Source organism: Pseudomonas sp. HP_14 (genome assembly GCF_055283875.1).
The window spans coordinates 95,643-114,535 of record NZ_JBTOQI010000033.1 but is presented as its reverse complement, the minus strand read 5'-3'; the positions used below and the strand labels follow the sequence as shown (position 1 = coordinate 114,535).

Below are 18,893 nucleotides of genomic sequence, written 5' to 3'. Positions count from 1 at the left end.
ATCCGGGGAATTAAATCATGCAGGAACTACAAGGCAAGAAAATCGTACTGTTCGGTGCTGGCAAGAGCGGCGGTAACTTCATCGAGCAAAATCGTGACCTGAACATTCTGGCAGTTGCCGATAACGATACCGCCAAACAAGGCGGAGCATTTCACGGTTTTCCGGTCATCTCTGCCGAGCAAATCGCTGCCAGTGGTTGCGACGTGATCGTCATTACCTGTGTGTGGTCCGATAGCGTCCTGGCTCAGCTCGAAACACTGGGTCTGGCGGATGTGCCTGCGATTGTTCCCGGCAAGCGCGAGATGAAAGGGATGCGCGATGTACATCCTTTCTCCCATCCCAAAACCAAGGCACTTGCAAAGCAATTGTTGCTGATGCTTTGCCGGATGGCTGAGGAGGGGGGAATTGATCTGTACCTCGATTTTGGAACATTGCTCGGTGCGCTGCGTGAACACGATTTTATTGCCTGGGATGACGACATCGATTTCTCGGTGAACGAGGCTCAGTTCCAGCCTTGGATAAGCGTGCTGCGTAACAATCAACATAACCTTCCTGCTGTTGAAGGCGTGGTATGGAACATTCAGTTGATGGCCACCCACGGTGTTGATTACGGGATAAGAATTACCTGTGAAAACGTCGACGGCGCCGACGAAATCATTCCCTTCGAAACAGACTTTGGTCGTCGTGTAGAGCGTGATGGTTTAGCCGTGATGGTGGGAGCTATGCCCGAATGGTTTTGCCCGAAGGAGTTCTATGAAGGGTTCGACACCATTGAACTGTTTGGCGCAAAAGTCAAAGCACCGAAGGATGCGTATGGCTACCTTGATTTCGTTTACGGCGAATGGCGGCAACCCAAAAAAGACATAAGCTTTGCGGATTACAACTGCGCCGGGGCGGTACTGTTTGAAAATTATGATAATTCGCTGAGGCCGTTATAGTCAGTTGCTGAATATAGACGACAGCACGAAATAGCGGCCTCTACAGGGTCGCCATCCATCCAGTATGGAGGCCGGGTATTGCTCTCGGTTTGAATACAATCCCTACGCCGGAGCCTTAGATGGTCCGCTCACTGTTCGCCAAACGCCCTAACCCGTACTACATCATGGCACCGGCGTATCGCCGTAACTCGGCAGGTATCCGAGTGCTACATATGTTGTGCGATGCGCTTATCCGCTCGGGCTATGAAGCCTATGTGATGACTACAGGTGTTCCCGCGCACTTGATGACCCCGGTGTTAACGCATAACACGATCGGGGAGCATAAAGCCGCCGGGATTGAGCCCATCGTGGTCCTCCCGGAGGTCATAGACGGTAATCCGCTTAACAGTAATGTGGTGGTTCGTTACCTGTTAAATCAGCCTGGTTTCCTCAATCCCGTTAGCGATTACGAGCCGACGGATATTCAGTTTGCGTACACCAAGGCTTTGCTGCCGCCGGGCATGTCTGAAGATCGCGTGTTGTACATGCCTGCTGTTGATTTGAGTATTTTTCGTCTGCCAGATAATCCGGCCAAACGTATTAAGGGCAAAGTAGCTTACTTTCGCGGCAAACAGCGCAACGGTTACATCGATCCTGAGTTGCTTCCACCTGACGCTGTTGAGGTGACCTTGTTCAGCCCCGGGTCGTGGGAAGAACTGGCTGATCTGTTCCAGCAGTGTGAATACTTTTATTGTACCGAGGCGACAGGTATTGGGGCGGATGCTGTGCTCTGCGGATGTATAGCTATTGTTCTTCCCAACGAAAGAGCGCCATTGCAGCTGGCTGTGCACGAGAACAAGAGCTATGGCGTAGCGTGGGGCAATAGTCCAGAGCTTGTTGAGCGTGCCCGGGAAACCCTGCCGTTGTTCCGTGCAAGCTTGTTGAAACACCAGGAAGCTTTCTGGCTTGCGCTGGATAACTTCATTGAGGTTACCCAGAAAGCAGCGCAGGATTTCACCACTAGAAACCGGCGATTCGAAGTACTGCCCTGGTTGGCTGACCGTGCGCTATCGGCTCCTCGGCAGGCCTTGGTCGATCAACAGTTCGCAAGTGTTCCAGTCCCCATTATCGGCGTGGTGGTTCTGGACCCTGCGGGCGACTCGGTCAAACGTTCAAAGACACTGGATAGTCTTGTCCGGCAAGCGCCCGCTCACGTTGAAGTGCGGCCGTTGGTGTTGAGCAGCGCTGAAGGTGTTGGCGAATTCAGGTTTGAGCCAGAGACATATGTTGCAAGTATTAACAGTGCGCTTCATGAGCTCGTATGTGACTGGTTCATGGTTGTGCAGGCGGGCGAAGAGTTCACATCGAGTGGACTGTTTGCTACCGGGCTGGAGTTGGCCTGCCTGTCCGGGCATCGTGCAGTTTACGCAGATGAAATCGTGCTCAAGCCTGACGGTCAGCGTGAGTTTCTGTTGCGGCCGGATCTGAACCTCGACCTGTTGTTAAGCAGTCCCTCGATGCTCATGCAGCACTGGATATTCCGGCACGAAACCTGGAGAGAGCAGGGCGGTTTTGTCAGTGATTGCTTCGGTGCGTTCGAGCTCGAATACATTTTGCGCCTGATTGAGTCGACTGGTTTTGAGGGCTTGGGGCATATCAGTGAACCGCTGGTGATCAGCGCGCCGACAGTCCTGGCTGATGATCCGCAGCAAGTGCAGGTTATCGAGCGCCACTTGCGGGCTCGAGGCTTTGCGCTGGCACAGGTCAATTCCCTATCGGCGGGATGCTATCAAATTGATTACGGGCAGCCGCAGACCGCCGGGGTGAGTATTCTGGTGCTGGTCGATGGCCGTCTCGCTGCTGCGCAGCGATGCCTGGAAAGTCTGCTGGAAAACACCACCTACGGTAATTATGAGTTGCTGGTGCTGGACGGCGGAAATGACGATCCGGCTGTGTCTGGCTGGCTCGAAGGCATCGAACAACTCGGCGTCGCGCATATCCGGGTCTTGCGCTATGGCGCTGGCCTTACGTCTGAAAGCCTCCTGAGCATGGCAGCCCAGGATGCGCAGGGCGACTTCGTACTGTTTCTCGATTCGGGCGTGGGTATCGTCGGACAGGATTGGCTGCAGCAGATGCTTAATCATGGCCTGCGACCAGAAGTAGGCAGTGTCGGCGCGAAGCTGGTGAATGGCGAAGGCAAGTTACGCCAGGGAGGCCTGTTGCTCGGATTGAATGGGCCTGCCGATGTACTCTTCAAAGGTGCAGAAGCCAGCAGCCCGGGCTACATGCAACGACTGCAGGTGGAAAGCGACTTCTCTGCGCTGAGTGAGCAGTGCCTGTTGGTCAAGCGTGAATTGTTCCTCGCGGCAGGTGGCTTTGATGAGCAGATGGCCCCTTGGGCTCATGTCGATCTGTGTCTGAAAATGCAACAGGCGGGCTATTTGAACGTACTCACGCCTCGGGTTCAGATGCTGATCAGCGAGCCTGATAGTGTTCCGCCGACTGCGCAAGAGGAAGACCGCTTCTACGCCCGCTGGTTACAACAGTTGGCCGCCGAACCTGCTTACAATCCGAATTACTCCCTGAACCCAAAACGTCTCTTCAAAGTGGTCGAAAGTTCGCTCACCTGGCGGCCACTGGCAGGTCTGAGCGATTTGAAACGCGTCCTGGCGCAGCCGGGAGTGGAAACGCGTAGTCATGAATACCGGTTGGCTCAGCCATTCAACGCCATGCGTGACAAGGGGCTGATCGACGGTGCTGTAGCACCGCAGCTGCTGTCGGCAGTGGAGCTACAGCGTTTCGATCCGGATGTGATTGTGTTGCAACGGCAGTTGGGCGATTCGCAGAGAGAAGCTATGCGCCGCATGAAAGCGTTCTCCAGGGCCTTCAAGGTTTATGAGCTGGATGAGTATTTGCCGGATCTGCCGACTGAGCAGCGCGCCCATCTGCCTGGGGATTTAGCCGGGGCACTACGTAACGGGCTCGCTTTTATGGATCGTCTGGTTGTATCAAGCGATACACTGGCTAACGTGTTCGACGGTTTCCACGCGGACATCCGAATCATCGAAAATCGACTGGATCCGCGCTGGTGGGGCACTCTGCGTAGTGAGCATCGTTTTTCAGTCAAGCCTCGAATCGGCCTCGCTGGAGATTCTATAAGCACTGCTGACGTCGACGTGGTAGCTGACGTTATCCGCGAACTGGCTGATGAGGTTGAATGGATCTTCCTGGGCGAATGCCCTGAATCGCTGCGTCCGTTGTTTCATGAGGTCCACTCCAACGTAGCACTCGCAGACTATCCGGCCAGGCTCGCCTCTCTGAATCTTGACCTTGCGTTGGTACCACTCGTGGATAACCTGTTCAATCACTGCAAGAGCAACACGGCCCTGCTGGAGTTCGGGATCTGCGGGGTGCCGGTGATTTGCAGCGATCTGGAACCTTATCGCTGCGACTTGCCAGTCACACGGGTCAAGAATGCTGCGGATGATTGGCTCGAAGCGGTTCGTGCCCATCTTTCGGATCTGGAGGGCGCTGCCGCAATGGGCAATGCGCTGCAGAGTGTCGTGCGTCGCGACTGGATGCTCGATGACAGACACTTGCAGGCTTGGCGAGATATCTGGCTGCCGGATTGATTTTTACCGAGCTGCTTGAAATATCGAACATCTGGTGCGTATTTTGTACGCTCTGGATGGAAAGGAAGGATTCGAGGCATGACCAGCGATGGCCACAACACGCTCGCACAGCGATTGACGGGCATTGATGAAATCGAGTGCGTCACTCCTGATTTGAATGGGGTACCACGCGGCAAGGTAATGACTGCAGCAGGCTTCCTCGAAGGGCGCCGTTTGCAGATGGCGCGTGGGGTGCTGCTGCAATGCATCATGGGTGGCTACCCGCCGTCGCGTTTTTACGGAAGCGATGACGGTGACGTGGCAATGGTCCCCGATGCGCAGCAGATTCATCGTTTGCCGTGGAGTGTCGAGCCTCGTGCATTGGCGATCTGCGACACCGAGGAGCTTGGCGGCTGGGCTTGCAACCTGTCGACCCGCGCCCAGCTCAAGGCGGTGATTGCCCGCTATGCCGAGCGTGGACTGGTACCGGTCGTTGCCACCGAACTGGAGTTTTTTGTCTTCGCGCCGAATCCTGACCCTGGCAAGCCATTTCAGCCGCCCAGCGGGATCGATGGCCGTCGCGAAGACGGGCACTCGGCTTTCAGTATCAGCTCCAACAACGGTTTGCGGCCGTTCTTCAGCGAAGTCTATACATGCATGGCGGCGCTGGGCTTGCCCCGTGACACCTTCATGCATGAAATGGGCGTCAGCCAGTTTGAGATCAACCTGTTGCACGGCGATCCGCTGCTGTTGGCTGACCAGACATTTCTGTTCAAGCACTTGCTCAAGGAAGTTGCGCTCAAGCATGGCTTGATCGTGGTGTGTATGGCCAAGCCGCTGGCGCATACGGCGGGCAGTTCGATGCATATTCATCAGAGCGTGGTTGACTCGGGCACCGGCGCGAACGTGTTCAGTGACGAGCAGGGCGAAACGACAGCGCTGTTCCGGCATTTTATTGCCGGTCAGCAGGCCTGCATGGCGGACTTTACGGCACTGTTTGCCCCTAATGTGAATTCCTATCAGCGACTGTGTCATCCGTTTGCGTCGCCGAATAATGCCTGCTGGTCATATGACAATCGCTCTGCGGGGCTGCGTATACCCGCCAGTGAACCGGCGGCCAGACGCGTCGAAAACCGTCTGCCGGGCGCTGACGCCAATCCTTATCTGGCAATAGCTGCGAGCCTGGCAGCGGGGTTGCATGGGATCGAGCAGCAACTGGAGCCGACGCCACCGATTCAGGGTGAAATCCTTGTGCCGGATGAATTGTCATTGCCATGTACCTTGAATGCCGCTCTGGAACGTCTGAAACGCAGTCAGTTGGCCAAGGAACTGTTTGGCGTTGAGTTCATCGAAGGCTACATCGCATCGAAGACCCTGGAGCTGACCAGTTTCTTTGATGAAATCACCCCCTGGGAACGGCGCATTCTGGCTGCCCAGGCTTAAGAATCGTGTTTCAGGCGCCGTCCATTCTGACGGCTCCTAATTTTTGGAAAGTCGATGCGCCAAATCTGGAAGTCCTTTCAGGGTCTGTATTTCGCCTCCCTGATGATGTTGACCGGCTCCGGTCTTCTGAGTACGTATCTTGCCTTGCGATTGTCCGCCGATCAGGTTGACGGTCTGTGGATCGGTGCGTTGATGGCCGCTAACTATGTGGGTCTGGTGCTGGGCGGCAAAGTCGGGCACCGCCTGATCGGTCGTGTCGGGCACATTCGTGCCTACGCCACCTGTGCCGGGATCGTCGGGGCGGCAGTGCTGGGGCTGGGCCTGATCGACTGGCTGCCAGCGTGGCTGTTTCTGCGGATGATTGTCGGTCTTGGCATGATGTGTCAGTACATGGTGGTCGAGAGCTGGCTGAACGAGCAGGCTGCTGCCAAGCAGCGCGGCATGGTGTTCAGCGGCTACATGATTGCCTCTTACCTGGGATTGGTCCTGGGGCAGATGATCCTGGTGGTCCACCCTGGGTTAGGGCCAGAGTTGTTGATGCTGGTCGCCATGTGCTTTGCCCTGTGTCTTGTGCCTGTGGCTATGACCCGCAGCATTCACCCGGCGCCATTGCATCCGGCGCCACTGGAGCCGCGGTTCTTTATCAGCAGGGTGCCGCAGTCATTGACCACTGTGCTGGGCTCTGGACTGATTGTTGGCGCTTTCTACGGTCTGGCGCCGCTTTATGCGGCGCAGCAGGGTTTGTCCACCGAGCATGTCGGTATGTTCATGGGTTTTTGCATCATGGCTGGTCTGTTGGTGCAGTGGCCGCTGGGTTTGCTATCAGACCGCTATGATCGTGCGCAATTGATGCGCGCGTTTGCCGGGGTGCTGGCATTGGCGGCGTTGCCACTGGCGTTGTTGCCGAGCATGCCGCTGGAAGTGTTGTTTGTGGTGGGCTTTGTGGTGTCGCTGGTCCAGTTCAGCCTTTACCCATTGGCCGTCGCGTTTGCCAATGACCACGTTGAAGGGGAGCGCCGAGTCTCGCTCACAGCCATGTTGCTGATGACCTTCGGTATTGGCGCCAGTATCGGCCCGCTGGCCGCTGGCGCCCTGATGAAGGCGTTTGGGGCCAATATGCTGTATGCGTTTGTGTGCCTGACGTCGCTGGCGCTGGTGTTACTGATTCGTCCTAAAGCCGTAACGCACCTTCACCAGGTGGACGACGCGCCGCTGCATCACGTGGCGATGCCAGACAGCATGTCCAGTTCGCCGCTGGTGGTTGCGCTTGACCCGCGGGTTGATGAGCAGGTTGTCCAGGATCAGATGCAGACCACGGTGGAACCTGAGGTTGAGCCTGAAGTTGAACCGCCGGTTGAGCCCAGGGCGCAAGACGAGGCTGTGGTGGATGTGAAAGACGAAGAAATCAATCGGCCTTAGGATTGCCCTGCATCATCGCGATCGCGAGCAAGCTAGGCTCTTTTAACTGAATTGAAATGTGTTTTCTTTAGGAGCGCACGAGCAACGCGAGGCCGCGATGGCGGTATACCTGACCCGCCGCCATCGCGGCCTCGCGTTGCTCGTGCACTCCTACAGAGGCAAGCCTTGATCAATAGATACGCATAAACAAAAAAAGCGATTACGCTCACCGCGCAATCGCCTTTTTAACAGCCAGAAATCACTGTCAGAAGTCATCGTCCTTGTCGAAGCGACGCGCTTCACGCTGCAGTTGATACACGAAACGTTCAACCTGGCGCTGCACCAATCCGCTCATGTTATGAAAGCGAATCCCGGCAAACGTCGTGTTAACCCTTTCTTCGAAGTGCAGATACCGTAACTCAACTGGAGCGGTCATGGTGCCAAAGGGTAACTGAGCCACGAAACGCTCGTACACCTGACCCAGTTGCATGCGCTCTGAAACATCGCCTTCAAAACGAAGCTTGCAGCCGGTCGCCGAAATATCCAGCAGTTTGCCGCTCAGAGGAAATTTGAGTCGATCACCGCCCATCTCGATGCTGACCAACTGGGCCAGCTTCAATGCCGCGCGGAACGCATTGCGACGTTGATGGTAAATGACTTCCGTAGGCATGGGGCCACGGTAAAAACGCTCACCGTTGGCTTCATGGATGGTCATCGGCGCGCTGCTTTCCCACGCGATGCGTACGCCATCATGAAAACCTTCAACCCGGTAAGCTTCGCCGTTGGCGAGGAATTTTTCGCCGTCACGAGGGATCATTTCGTCGAGGGCAATGACATCGCTTTCGCGGTCGACCTCGATCAGATAGCTCTGAAAACGTTGGGTACGCTCATGAAAAGTAATGATCAGAGGATCATGACTTTCAAGTAGCAGCCGCAAGTTGGCGGCAATTTCCAAAGGCGTATTGAGTACCTTTGGGGGCTGCGGAGCATCTTCCGCACTTGAGCCATTCACTTTTTTCCATCTCCAGGCAAAATACGACAGCAACGCAATGGCAGGCATTTTGCCAGCATGCAAAGCGCCTTGATACAGAAAACTACGCTTGGCTTAACGGACGTGGCTTTGCACGTCCGGATGTCGATCCCCGGCTGTCATACAGCGTGGGCATATCGCCGGTCAGTATCCGCAACTGATGCGCAGTAGAGGCCTGCTGCATCTGGATAGAGCTGCCGTTTTGAGTGTTCAGTTGCTGGCACTGATTAATCAGCGCGCTCAACTCGTCTCCAGCCTTCATCAATTGCTCGCCCACTGACGAGTTTTCGGCGAGTGTGCTGAGGCCCTTACGATCCTGACTCAATCCCAATCCGCTGAGAATCTGGCTGCGTTTGCGGCCATGCTGCTCAAGCAAAATCACCAGTGCATGCTTTTTGGCAAGCACATGCTCCATTTCGACCATGTCGCGGCCGTGGAGGGCGAGGGACTCGGCCTGCAGAATTTCCAGCAATTGCTGGGCAGGAACCATGTCGTCGATCATCAGTTGGAGCAAAGTAGTGTCTTGCATCGCATGCTCTGGTTTTTAAGCGTCCAGAAGATCCAGCGCGAGCATTGGGCTAGCGCTGAGCTTCGAAATTAAGCAGCTTGCTGGCTACACGGTTGCTGTCTACTTGATAGCTGCCATCGGCGATTGCCTGTTTCAACTCTGCCACGCGGGCGCTGTTGACGGTTGGCAGGTCGCCCAACTTATCAGTGATCTTTTGCAACTGTTGAGCCTCACTGCTCAGCTTTACGGATTCGCCGGTGCTGCTGGTTTTTTCTGATGCTGCGGTCGCAACCGTTGCATCTGCCTTGCCTGCTTCCTTGGCGCTACCTGTACGGGTTGCGCCGCTTACTGCGGTGCCGCTATTAAGTCGGTTGAAGTCGATGACCATGATAAAAACTCCTCTGGTGTTTGGACGCTTGCCATGGTTTCGACCAAATGCAGAAAAACTTTAGCCTGCTAAGTGAAATCCATTTGCGATACCCGCAGAAATGGACCTCAAACCTCAGACGTTGTTTCGCAGTCTAGGAAAAACAAGCGTTTGACGCCAGCGTTCTATCAGATCACATAGGTGCCTCCACCTGGCCAGGGCCCGTAATGTTGGCTTTTATGATTCGTTTTGAGTTGAGGTTGCGCACCCGTATCTGCTCGTTGAAAGTCCCGTCGGAGAGCGCTTCGCCGGGCATCCGTACAGCGATAGAGCCACTTCGCGCAGTAATGACAACCTGGTCGCCTTTGCGCACCATCTGCGGCTGCTCAAGAAAGTTGGGAGCAATGATCTGATCGATGACCATTGGTCGGAGGATTTTTTGCCCCACAGCCTGATCTTCGGCAGACAGAAAGCCCTGACCCAGCAGGCCGATGTCCCGTTCGCGCATCGCAATGTCCTGTTCAGTCACGATGGCGTCGCGCTTGAGTGGCCTGACTGCGGTGACGACATTGCGGAACAGGCGCACTTGAGCGGGCACGAATACGGTCCATGGCGACGAGCCTTCGCAGCGTACGCGGGTTGTGACGCGGCCTACAGGGCGAGGGCTTTCGAGGCTCGCTGTCAATTCCTTGTCACAGAGCGGCATGCGCAGGCGCGGGTCCAGTTGCCGAACTTCAATTTCAAAGCGACCTTCGATCTGGCTGGTCGCCAAATAGTCTTCAACTGTGAATTCAAGAAACCCCTGAGTGACGCCGATAAGCTGTTCAGGCATTGTAAAACTGTCGGCCCGGCTGTAATTCGCCAGGGTTGCCAGGCACAGCAAAGCCAACGAACAAAGCAGGCTGCGGTTCTTGAAAATCGTGTGTCGGGAAATTGTCGTTTTTGCATTCATGACGTATAAAAAGCAAGGCCCGTGCCGCTTACCTGATCAGGTGCTGTGGCGATGGTTACTTTGATAGGGGAGTCGCAGCATGGCCGGTGTAATGGATTCAGTTAACCAGCGTACGCAGCTGGTTGGGCAGAATCGCCTTGAGCTGTTGTTGTTCCGTCTCAACGGCAAACAGCTTTACGGGATCAACGTCTTCAAGGTGAAGGAGGTGCTGCAATGCCCCAAACTCACCGTGATGCCTAAATCCAGTCGAATCGTGCGGGGCGTGGCGAATATTCGTGGCGGGACGATTCCTATTCTCGACCTGGCCATGGCAACCGGTTTGCCAGGGCAGATGTCGATTGATAACGCGTTCGTGATCATCACCGAGTACAACACCAAGGTTCAGGGTTTTCTGGTGGACTCGGTTGAGCGCATCGTGAACATGAACTGGGAAGAGATCCATCCGCCACCCAAGGGCACCGGCCGCGATCACTATCTGACGGCTGTGACGCGGGTCGATAACCAGTTGGTCGAAATCATCGACGTCGAGAAAATCCTCGCCGAAGTTGCGCCAATGTCGGAATCCGTTTCCGTCGGCGTGATTGATGAAGAAACGCACCATAAGGCCATTTCCTTGCGGGTGCTGACCGTGGATGACTCCTCTGTGGCACGCAAACAGGTGAGTCGCTGTCTGCAGACCGTTGGGGTGGAAGTGGTTGCGCTCAACGATGGTCGTCAGGCTTTGGAGTATCTGAAGCAGATGGTTGCTGAAGGCAAAAAGCCTGAAGAAGAATTTTTGATGATGATTTCCGACATTGAAATGCCGGAAATGGACGGCTACACGCTTACCTCCGAGATTCGTAATGATCCCCGGATGCAAAAATTGCACATCGTTTTGCACACTTCCCTGTCGGGTGTGTTCAATCAGGCTATGGTGAAGAAGGTCGGTGCGGATGACTTCCTCGCCAAATTCCGGCCTGATGACCTGGCAGCGCGGGTTGTTGACAGAATCAAGACAGCGGACATCAGCTAGGGGCGTCGCCCCTGGTGGTTTTACATGATTTGAGAGGCGGCATTTTGGCTACGGGTAATTTGGATTTCGAGCAGTTCCGGGTATTTTTGGAAAAAGCCTGTGGCATCCTTTTGGGTGAAAACAAGCAATACCTGGTTTCCAGTCGCCTCAACAAGTTGATGGAACAAAACGGCATCAAGACGCTTGGTGAGTTGATTCAGCGGATTCAGTCCCAGCCACGCAGCGGTTTGCGTGAGCAGGTGGTGGATGCGATGACGACCAACGAAACCTTGTGGTTTCGCGACACCTATCCGTTCGAGGTGATGAAGAACAAGGTGCTGCCCGAGGCAATCAAGGCGGCTCCCGGTCAGCGTCTGCGCATCTGGTCGGCCGCCTGCTCTTCGGGGCAGGAACCGTACTCGCTGTCGATGACTATCGATGAGTTCGAGCGCAGCAATCCTGGTCAGCTTAAATCCGGGGCGCAAATTGTTGCCACTGATCTGTCGGGCTTGATGCTGACCAACTGCAAGTCTGGCGAATACGACAGCCTGGCAATCGGTCGTGGTTTGTCTCCTGACCGGTTGCAGCGTTATTTCGACGTCAAGGGGCCTGGGAAGTGGGGCGTAAAGGCCCCGATCAAGAGTCGGGTCGAGTTCCGCGCCTTTAACCTGCTGGACAGCTACGCAAGTCTGGGCAAATTCGACATCGTCTTTTGCCGCAACGTGCTGATCTACTTTTCGGCCGAGGTGAAGAAAGACATCCTGCTGCGTATTCACGGCACGCTCAAGCCGGGTGGCTATCTGTTCCTCGGTGCTTCCGAGGCGTTGAACGGTTTACCGGACCATTATCAGATGGTGCAGTGCAGCCCGGGGATTATTTACCAGGCTAAATAAGTATCTGTGCATTGAAAAAGAGACCCTGGGGTCTCTTTTTTTTTCCGCACGGGAGCTATGGCTGGTTGCATGCAGGCTCGCTGCAATAGTTTTTCGTCGCGCGAAGTCGTTTGGTTGCGCGCATCAGCTCGTTTTAAGCCTGCAGGCGACCTGGAACAGGCAGGCCTCTTTGCCTTCTGCTGTTATATGCAATTTATACAGGTCAATGACATCGAGTCCCGTGTGTTCAATCAGGCGCCTAAGCGATGTCTCGGAGTAAAAGTTTATATGTTCGTGCCAATGCTTCTTTTTTAAATGTGGGTCGATTTCGTGCTCACGAATAACGGCTTCCATGGGGACCTCAAGATAGAGGACGCTGTCCGCCTGCATGATTTTTTTTATATCCAATAACAAGTCCGACGGGTAGGGGACGTGTTCCAGAACGTTGCTGCAAATGATGAGGTTGTATTGATTGCGGAAGGCTTCTTCCTTGTTGACTCTTCTGGCCCCGTCGATGACGGATTTGTTGCTGATGTCGTAGACGTCGAATACCTTGGCCTGGGTCTTGAAAGGCGTATTCTTGCCGGTGTCGCCGCCCCAGTCCAGAAGGCGAACAGGCGTTTCGACGTGAGGCTTCAAAAAGCTTTCGATCTCGTCGATATATCCAATTCCCGCATTCAGGTTGGTATTTCTAAGGGTGTAGCCTGGCTCGTATTGCTCCCGAAGATTGTTGTATTCCTCTCCGCGATAGTCATGGTAGAGACTGTTTAGCTCGCTGTCGGAAAAGCGAATGTCCAGAAATAAAAATCCACACTCCGAGCAGAGTAGAGAGTTGCAGATCGAATAGGCATGACCGTTCTTTATCGTTGAAAGCCCCCAGCTGTCATCGATCGTTACTGGTGCCCAGCCAAAAATACGATGGGATAGAAACGGCATGAGGATAGCAGGGGAGCGTTTCAGGTTTTCGCTAGCGCAGCAGACGCATTGGCTGGAAATACGGTCCCTTTTTAAGTGTGAAAGCGCGCCGGCGGTTTGCAGTTTCTGAACGGGGACTTCCATACATTTCGTTTCCTTTCTGTCTGAGTCTTGCCGGGGATAGTACGTCAGGCGTATGCAGGTGTGAAGTTTGCTGCGGGGGGGAAGGTGGTGCCAATGTTCAAGGGCTCGAACCGAGTGTTCGATATTCAACACCAGGCGGCCTGTCTGGCTTTTTGTAACCCCGTGCTGTCGGGGTATCAGTCGTGCCCGTTTGAGTAGTTTGACTTGCTGCAATCCAGAGCCCTGCTTTTGTCAATCTCAATCTCAATCTCAATCTCAATGTCGGTGGGCGATCTGTCGGCAGAAAATCGGCGCGTTGCGCGGCAATGGCAACTTTACGGCGTTCACCTTGCCGCTTATGGCACTCGCAGCGGAAATGCCTTGCCGCTTTTCTGGCATTGTCTCTGCCTGCCACCTCGCCAACCCCTTGAAACAGGGCGTTTCTCAGATTGGCACGCTGATTGCTATGTCTCTATCAAGAAAATCTGGTCAACCGGTAAAGGTTTCCCGAAATGAGCATCAGCTTCGATAAAGCGCTAGGCATTCACGAAAAGGCACTGAGCTTCCGCGCGCAGCGTGCCGAAGTGCTTGCCAACAACATCACCAACGCCGATACGCCTAACTACAAGGCTCGCGATCTGGACTTCTCGTCCGTGCTGGCCGCAGAAAGCGACAAGGCAAAAAATGGCAAGTTTGGCCTGAACATGACCAATAGCCGTCATATCGAAGCTGAAGGCCTGGGCAATACAGACGGTACCTTGATGTACCGCACGCCGTCTGCGCCTTCACTGGATCAGAACACCGTCGATGCTCAGGTTGAAGGCGCCAACTACGCGGAGAACTCCGTGGGTTTCCAGGCCAGCTTCACCCTGCTCAACAGTAAATTCAAAGGGCTGGTTGCAGCCCTTCGCGGAGAGTAATTCATGTCTCTAGCCAACGTCTTCAATATTGCCGGTAGCGGCATGAGTGCTCAGACCACTCGTTTGAATACCACCGCCAGTAACATTGCCAACGCCGAGACCGTGTCTTCGAGCATGGATCAGACCTATCGCGCCCGTCACCCGGTGTTCGCGACGGTTTTCCAGCAAAGCCAGCAAGGCGGCGGTTCGCTGTTTCAGGAGCAGGGCGAAGCCGGGCAGGGCGTACAGGTCAACGGCATCATCGAAGATGCTTCCAACCTTGAAGCACGCTACGAGCCCAATCACCCGTCTGCTGATGGCAATGGCTACGTGTACTACCCGAACGTGAACGTCGTTGAAGAAATGGCCGATATGATTTCTGCCAGCCGCTCGTTCCAGACCAACGCGGAAATCATGAATACCGCCAAATCAATGATGCAGAAGGTCCTGACCCTCGGTCAGTGATAAGGGGCGAATAAATGGCCGTTGAAAACGATGTATCAACGAATTTTATAAATGCGTTGCAAAACCCTGCCGCGTCTTCTTCTTCGAAGAATGACGCGCTGGGCAAAGATGCTTTCTTGCAGTTGCTGGTTACTCAGATGAAGAACCAGAACCCGCTGGAGCCGCAGGACAACGGTGAGTTCGTTGCTCAGCTGGCGCAATTCAGCAGCCTGGAAAGCATGCAGAACCTGACGTCGACAGTAGACAGCATTGCTGGCCTCTATCAATCGTCGCAAGCGCTGCAGGCCTCTTCGCTGGTCGGGCGCTCGGTCATCGTCAATGCCGGTTCTACCACCGTCGATACCACTAAAGGCATGACCGGTTCGGTTGTTGTGCCGTCGGCAAGTTCGGTGACAACTGTGAAGATTTATGACCCACAGTTGAACCTGGTCAAGACCATTGATATGGGCACCCAGTCTGCCGGTAACGCAAGTTTCACCTGGGACGGCACCAATGATGCCGGTGAAAAAGTGGCTGCAGGCAACTACAGCTTCGTGGCTAACGGTTCTCTGGAAGGCAAGTCGACTTCGTTGGCGACTTATCTACCTGCAACGGTCAATAGCGTAACGACCGGGGTTAACGGTGCAGAAATGGTACTCAATCTGGCCGGCGGCCAAAGTATCGGTCTGTCCCAAGTAAAAACTATCGGAATTTAGAGCCGACTCGACGGCGAAGGAGTGTTACATGTCATTCAATACCGGTCTTAGTGGGCTCTATGCGGCGAACAAAAGTCTCGACGTGGCGGGCAACAACATTGCCAACGTTGCGACCACGGGTTTCAAAGCTTCCCGTGTGGAGTTTGCCGATCAGTACGCGCAATCCATCCGCGGTACTTCCGGCAACACCAACGTCGGCAGCGGCGTAAGAACAGCAGCGGTGTCCCAGCAGTTTACCCAAGGCACCCTGACCACCGGTACCGCCAACAGCCTTGACCTGGCGATCAACGGTAACGGCTTCTTCATGATCAGCAACAATGGCGAAAGTCTGTATACCCGTGCCGGTGCATTCCACACCGACAAAGAAGGCTATATCGTCAACAGCTCGGGCATGAACCTGCAGGGCTATAACGTTGATGCTGATGGCAACGTGGTAACCGGCATTGTGCAGAACCTGCGTGTCGATTCGTCGAACCTGGCGCCAAACCCGACTAACAACGTAACGATCACGTCGAACCTGAACTCCACCGCTGTTGCTCCTACGGTTTCTCCGTTCGACCAGTCGAATGTCAAAACGTACAACAGCACGTTCAGTACTCCGATCTACGACTCTCAGGGTAATCAGCACTCTCTGGATCAGTATTTCGTGAAAACCGGTACTAACACTTGGGACATGTATACCCTGATTGACGGTCGTTCTATTGATAGTCCGGCGACGACGTCTCCTGACGTGGTGACGCCGAGCGTCAACACTCTGACCTTCGACTCATCCGGTAAGCTGGTCAGTACGACAGTCAAGTCGCCGGTTCCAGTTCCTCCAGCACTGGCCAACGTTGCTGTGAATGCTGACGGCACGATGCAGATCAATAACTGGAACCCAGCGCTCAACTCAGGTACGGCCACAGTGCCTAACTGGGTGGATAACGGTGCTGATCCTGCGGTAGGCGGCGTCCAGTTGGATATGTTGGCAACCACACAAACTGCTTCGGTTTCCGGTGCTATCGCCAAGAGCCAGAACGGCTACGCGACTGGCCAGATCAGCTCCATGAACGTCGACGCTACCGGTAATATGTTCGCCACCTACACCAACGGTCAGTCGAAGGTAATCGGTCAGGTGTCGCTGACCAACTTCGCCAACGTCCAGGGGTTGTCTCCTGCGGGCGGCACCAACTGGCGTGAAACGTTCGCCTCGGGCGTGCCGGTTACGGGCGCTCCTCAGTCGGGCACCCTGGGTGACATCACCGGGCAGGCGCTGGAAGACTCCAACGTCGACCTGACCATGGAGCTGGTGAACCTGATCAAGGCGCAGAGCAACTATCAGGCTAACGCCAAGACGATCTCCACCCAGAGCACTATCATGCAGACCACTATTCAGATGGCTTGATGAAAGTCGCTGTATAAGCTGCTCCAGAAAGCCCCTTTTCGAAGGGGCTTTTTTATGGGCGTTTGAATAATAAAACTCGGTCCTACAGTAAGTAATAAATTCCGGATACGTCACGCAATGACCTTGGAAATTTCCCACGCACGATGATGTGAGAATAAAACTTCCTCAATAAAAAACCGATCACGGTAAAAAGGGAGTTTTCATGTCGTTCAATGTTTCTATTGGTGGAATAAAAGCAGCAAATAAAAGACTCGAAGTGACGGGTAATAATATCGCCAACGTTGGCACAGCCGGATTCAAATCGTCACGGGCGCAGTTTTCCGCCTTGTATTCATCCTCGTATCTTGGGAGTGGGCAGAACTCGGTGGGTGATGGCGTGCGCCTGGCTTCCGTCAGACAGAACTTCAATCAGGGCGAGAGCATGACCACTTCAGGGAGCCCGCTTGATATGCGGATCCAGGGCAACGGCTTTTTTGTGGTCAGTGATCGTGGCTCTCTTGCTTACACCCGGGCCGGCGCCTTCCTCAAGGATGCGCAGGATTATGTCGTCGATGATGAAGGAGGGCGTCTGCAGGGGTATGCCGCCAATGACAGCGGCGAAATCATGACAGGGGTGCGTGCTGACCTGAAAATTGACACGTCGAATATCGCACCCAAAGCGACTACGCGGATTGCTGGAAATATCAACCTGGACGCTTCACTGGCCTCGATGGCGCAGGTGCCGGTATTTGACCCGGGAAATCCCGCTACTTATACGCGCATGACCAGCCGGACGATCATGGATGAAGGCGCCGATCCGTTGCCGCCTGCTGAGCATGAGCTCAAGCAATACTTCGTCAAAACTGAAGATAATCAGTGGTCGATGTACGTCTTGATTGATGGGCGTAACCCTTTGGATCCGGCCAGTGTCAGCCCGCAACAGGTGACGCTGGAAAAGGCTGCGGACGGCACGGTGCGCTTCTCGGGCAATAACCAGCACATCAGGAAAATATCCGATACCGAGTTTTCGTTACAGGGCTGGCGACCCGCAGAGCAGGTCGGCGCGGCCTGGGTAGTCAATGGTTTTGCCAATGGCGGGGCGGTGTCGTTGCCCCTGAGTGATGGTCCGGCGAGTGCGCTCAATGTTGGCGACGCAGTGATGCAAAGGCCGGTGCCGGTGTTCAAGGCAACTGACGTGAAAACCTATAGCCGGGTGTTCGCCAGTGCGATCTTCGACAGTCAGGGAAAGCAGCACGAGCTGAAGCAGTACTTTGTCAAAGACGGGGCGAACAGTTGGCAGATGCATGTGCTGGTCAATGACCACAACCCTTTGAACCCGGAATCAAAAGAGCCATTGACGGCCAATGCGGTATTTAACGCTGATGGTTCGCTGAGGTCATTGACGGGCTCGCCGGGCTTGATGAATGGCGGCGCCAATAGCTTGCAGCTTGAGGGGTGGGTACCGGCGATGGCTCGCGATCCCGGGACGAGTCGCGAGCGCTGGATCTCCAATGGTGCGGCAGCTGCCGATGGCGGCATTGCAATCGATTTGACCACGCTGCGTCAGCACAATGCGCCGAGCAGTCGTTCGTCACAGCAGGTTGATGGTCACTCGGCTGGGCAGTTGAACGCGTTGATCATTGGTCGCGACGGGATTCTGCGAGGCGGATTCAGTAACGGCCTGACCCGCAATATTGGTCAGGTGATGCTGGCCAATTTCGCCAATCTGCAAGGTTTGCAGCCTCAAAGTGATACGCGCTGGACCGAAACCATTGCTTCGGGCCCGGCAGATTACGACGCGCCGGGCGCGGGTGGTCTGGGAGGGATTATCGGTGGGGCGCTGGAAGGGTCAAATGTCACCCTGGCTGACGAGTTGATCGCGTTGATTCAGGCGCAAACAGCCTATCAGGCCAACTCGAAAGCGATTTCCACCGAAGTGACGTTGATGCAGACGTTGATTCAGTCGACTTGATCAGATCGAGCAATCTGACTTTATAAAGGAGCCGTTAAGTCGTTTCCAGCCCTTGCCGGGGCTGGTCTGCGCGCAGACGACACGGTCTGCGCCTTGCCATTTGTAATAGCTGGCGTTTTTGGCCTGGCTGGCGGGTGTGATCATCGTCAGGGTTATGGCGATGATCAGGGCGTAACCTGCATGAGTGTTCATGTCAGTGTTCGGGCGCTCTATGGGGTGCGTTGAGGCAGAGCCTATCACTGAGCGAGTTTGATTCAGAGTCATTTTCTGGCGCAGATTTAATCTTTGCGTAGTTTTTTTGGCGGCTCAAACCGCTTCACTCTCGAAATGTGGCAATCCTCCGCCACATTCCGGCCATGGACTTCAGTCAGC

17 protein-coding genes are annotated in these 18,893 nt (G+C 54.8%); 11 read left to right on the top strand and 6 right to left on the bottom strand.

What is annotated here, in order from left to right; genetic code table 11:
- Window positions 1-17 precede the first annotated feature (17 nt).
- From ACYASS_RS18180 to ACYASS_RS18165, 4 genes are all read left to right on the top strand, one after another.
- The gene (locus ACYASS_RS18180) at window positions 18-938 is read left to right on the top strand and encodes a nucleoside-diphosphate sugar epimerase/dehydratase (RefSeq protein WP_463587123.1); all 921 of its coding nucleotides are present in this window, start codon (window positions 18-20) and stop codon (window positions 936-938) included.
- A gap of 119 nt (window positions 939-1,057) precedes the next feature.
- Window positions 1,058-4,549: a glycosyltransferase family 2 protein gene (locus ACYASS_RS18175; RefSeq protein WP_463587122.1), complete on the top strand. Its 3,492-nt coding sequence runs from the start codon at window positions 1,058-1,060 to the stop codon at window positions 4,547-4,549.
- A 180-nt stretch (window positions 4,550-4,729) separates the two neighbouring features.
- Complete coding sequence (locus tag ACYASS_RS18170; RefSeq protein WP_463587269.1) at window positions 4,730-5,971, top strand: glutamine synthetase family protein; 1,242 nt, start codon at window positions 4,730-4,732, stop codon at window positions 5,969-5,971.
- 54 nt (window positions 5,972-6,025) lie between these two features.
- Window positions 6,026-7,390, top strand: coding sequence for an MFS transporter (locus ACYASS_RS18165; RefSeq protein ID WP_463587121.1), 1,365 nt, complete (start codon window positions 6,026-6,028; stop codon window positions 7,388-7,390).
- A 244-nt stretch (window positions 7,391-7,634) separates the two neighbouring features.
- Here the strand turns inward: ACYASS_RS18165 and ACYASS_RS18160 are convergent, their stop codons facing one another.
- The 4 genes from ACYASS_RS18160 to flgA all read right to left on the bottom strand — a co-directional run bounded on the left by ACYASS_RS18160 (window position 7,635) and on the right by flgA (window position 10,226).
- Window positions 7,635-8,381 carry a flagellar brake protein gene (locus ACYASS_RS18160; RefSeq protein WP_463587120.1) on the bottom strand — a complete coding sequence of 249 codons (747 nt, stop codon included), beginning with the start codon at window positions 8,379-8,381 and terminating at the stop codon, window positions 7,635-7,637.
- A gap of 82 nt (window positions 8,382-8,463) precedes the next feature.
- Window positions 8,464-8,928 (bottom strand): flagella synthesis protein FlgN, encoded by a 465-nt coding sequence (locus ACYASS_RS18155; protein WP_243246759.1) that lies wholly within the window; start codon window positions 8,926-8,928, stop codon window positions 8,464-8,466.
- 49 nt (window positions 8,929-8,977) lie between these two features.
- Entirely contained in the window at window positions 8,978-9,295 is a 318-nt protein-coding gene (gene flgM, locus ACYASS_RS18150) for a flagellar biosynthesis anti-sigma factor FlgM (RefSeq protein WP_243246761.1), read from the bottom strand.
- Window positions 9,296-9,467: 172 nt separating this feature from the next.
- Window positions 9,468-10,226 (bottom strand): flagellar basal body P-ring formation chaperone FlgA, encoded by a 759-nt coding sequence (gene flgA, locus ACYASS_RS18145; protein WP_463587119.1) that lies wholly within the window; start codon window positions 10,224-10,226, stop codon window positions 9,468-9,470.
- A gap of 79 nt (window positions 10,227-10,305) precedes the next feature.
- Here flgA and ACYASS_RS18140 point away from each other — a divergent pair, with 79 nt between their 5' ends.
- On the top strand, window positions 10,306-11,238 hold the full coding sequence (locus ACYASS_RS18140; protein WP_463587118.1) for a chemotaxis protein CheV: 933 nt from the start codon (window positions 10,306-10,308) through the stop codon (window positions 11,236-11,238).
- Between the two features lie 44 nt (window positions 11,239-11,282).
- Window positions 11,283-12,110, top strand: a complete 828-nt coding sequence (gene cheR / locus ACYASS_RS18135) for a protein-glutamate O-methyltransferase CheR (RefSeq protein WP_463587117.1) — start codon at window positions 11,283-11,285, stop codon at window positions 12,108-12,110.
- Between the two features lie 123 nt (window positions 12,111-12,233).
- Here the strand turns inward: cheR and ACYASS_RS18130 are convergent, their stop codons facing one another.
- A complete protein-coding gene (locus ACYASS_RS18130) occupies window positions 12,234-13,148 on the bottom strand; it encodes a class I SAM-dependent methyltransferase (RefSeq protein WP_463587116.1) in 915 nt (304 codons plus the stop codon).
- Window positions 13,149-13,639: 491 nt separating this feature from the next.
- On the opposite strand from ACYASS_RS18130, the gene flgB reads away from it, so the two are divergent.
- The 5 genes from flgB (at window position 13,640) to ACYASS_RS18105 (ending at window position 18,521) form a co-directional block, all read left to right on the top strand.
- The gene (gene flgB, locus ACYASS_RS18125; RefSeq protein WP_087273141.1) at window positions 13,640-14,047 is read left to right on the top strand and encodes a flagellar basal body rod protein FlgB; all 408 of its coding nucleotides are present in this window, start codon (window positions 13,640-13,642) and stop codon (window positions 14,045-14,047) included.
- 3 nt (window positions 14,048-14,050) lie between these two features.
- The gene (gene flgC, locus ACYASS_RS18120; RefSeq protein ID WP_087273143.1) at window positions 14,051-14,491 is read left to right on the top strand and encodes a flagellar basal body rod protein FlgC; all 441 of its coding nucleotides are present in this window, start codon (window positions 14,051-14,053) and stop codon (window positions 14,489-14,491) included.
- Window positions 14,492-14,505: 14 nt separating this feature from the next.
- Window positions 14,506-15,186 (top strand): flagellar hook assembly protein FlgD, encoded by a 681-nt coding sequence (locus ACYASS_RS18115; protein WP_243246768.1) that lies wholly within the window; start codon window positions 14,506-14,508, stop codon window positions 15,184-15,186.
- Between the two features lie 28 nt (window positions 15,187-15,214).
- Window positions 15,215-16,570: a flagellar hook protein FlgE gene (flgE, locus tag ACYASS_RS18110; protein WP_463587115.1), complete on the top strand. Its 1,356-nt coding sequence runs from the start codon at window positions 15,215-15,217 to the stop codon at window positions 16,568-16,570.
- A gap of 202 nt (window positions 16,571-16,772) precedes the next feature.
- On the top strand, window positions 16,773-18,521 hold the full coding sequence (locus ACYASS_RS18105; RefSeq protein ID WP_463587114.1) for a flagellar hook-basal body complex protein: 1,749 nt from the start codon (window positions 16,773-16,775) through the stop codon (window positions 18,519-18,521).
- On the opposite strand, the gene ACYASS_RS18100 is transcribed toward ACYASS_RS18105, so the two are convergent.
- Window positions 18,522-18,713: a hypothetical protein gene (locus ACYASS_RS18100; RefSeq protein ID WP_463587277.1), complete on the bottom strand. Its 192-nt coding sequence runs from the start codon at window positions 18,711-18,713 to the stop codon at window positions 18,522-18,524.
- Window positions 18,714-18,893 lie beyond the last annotated feature (180 nt).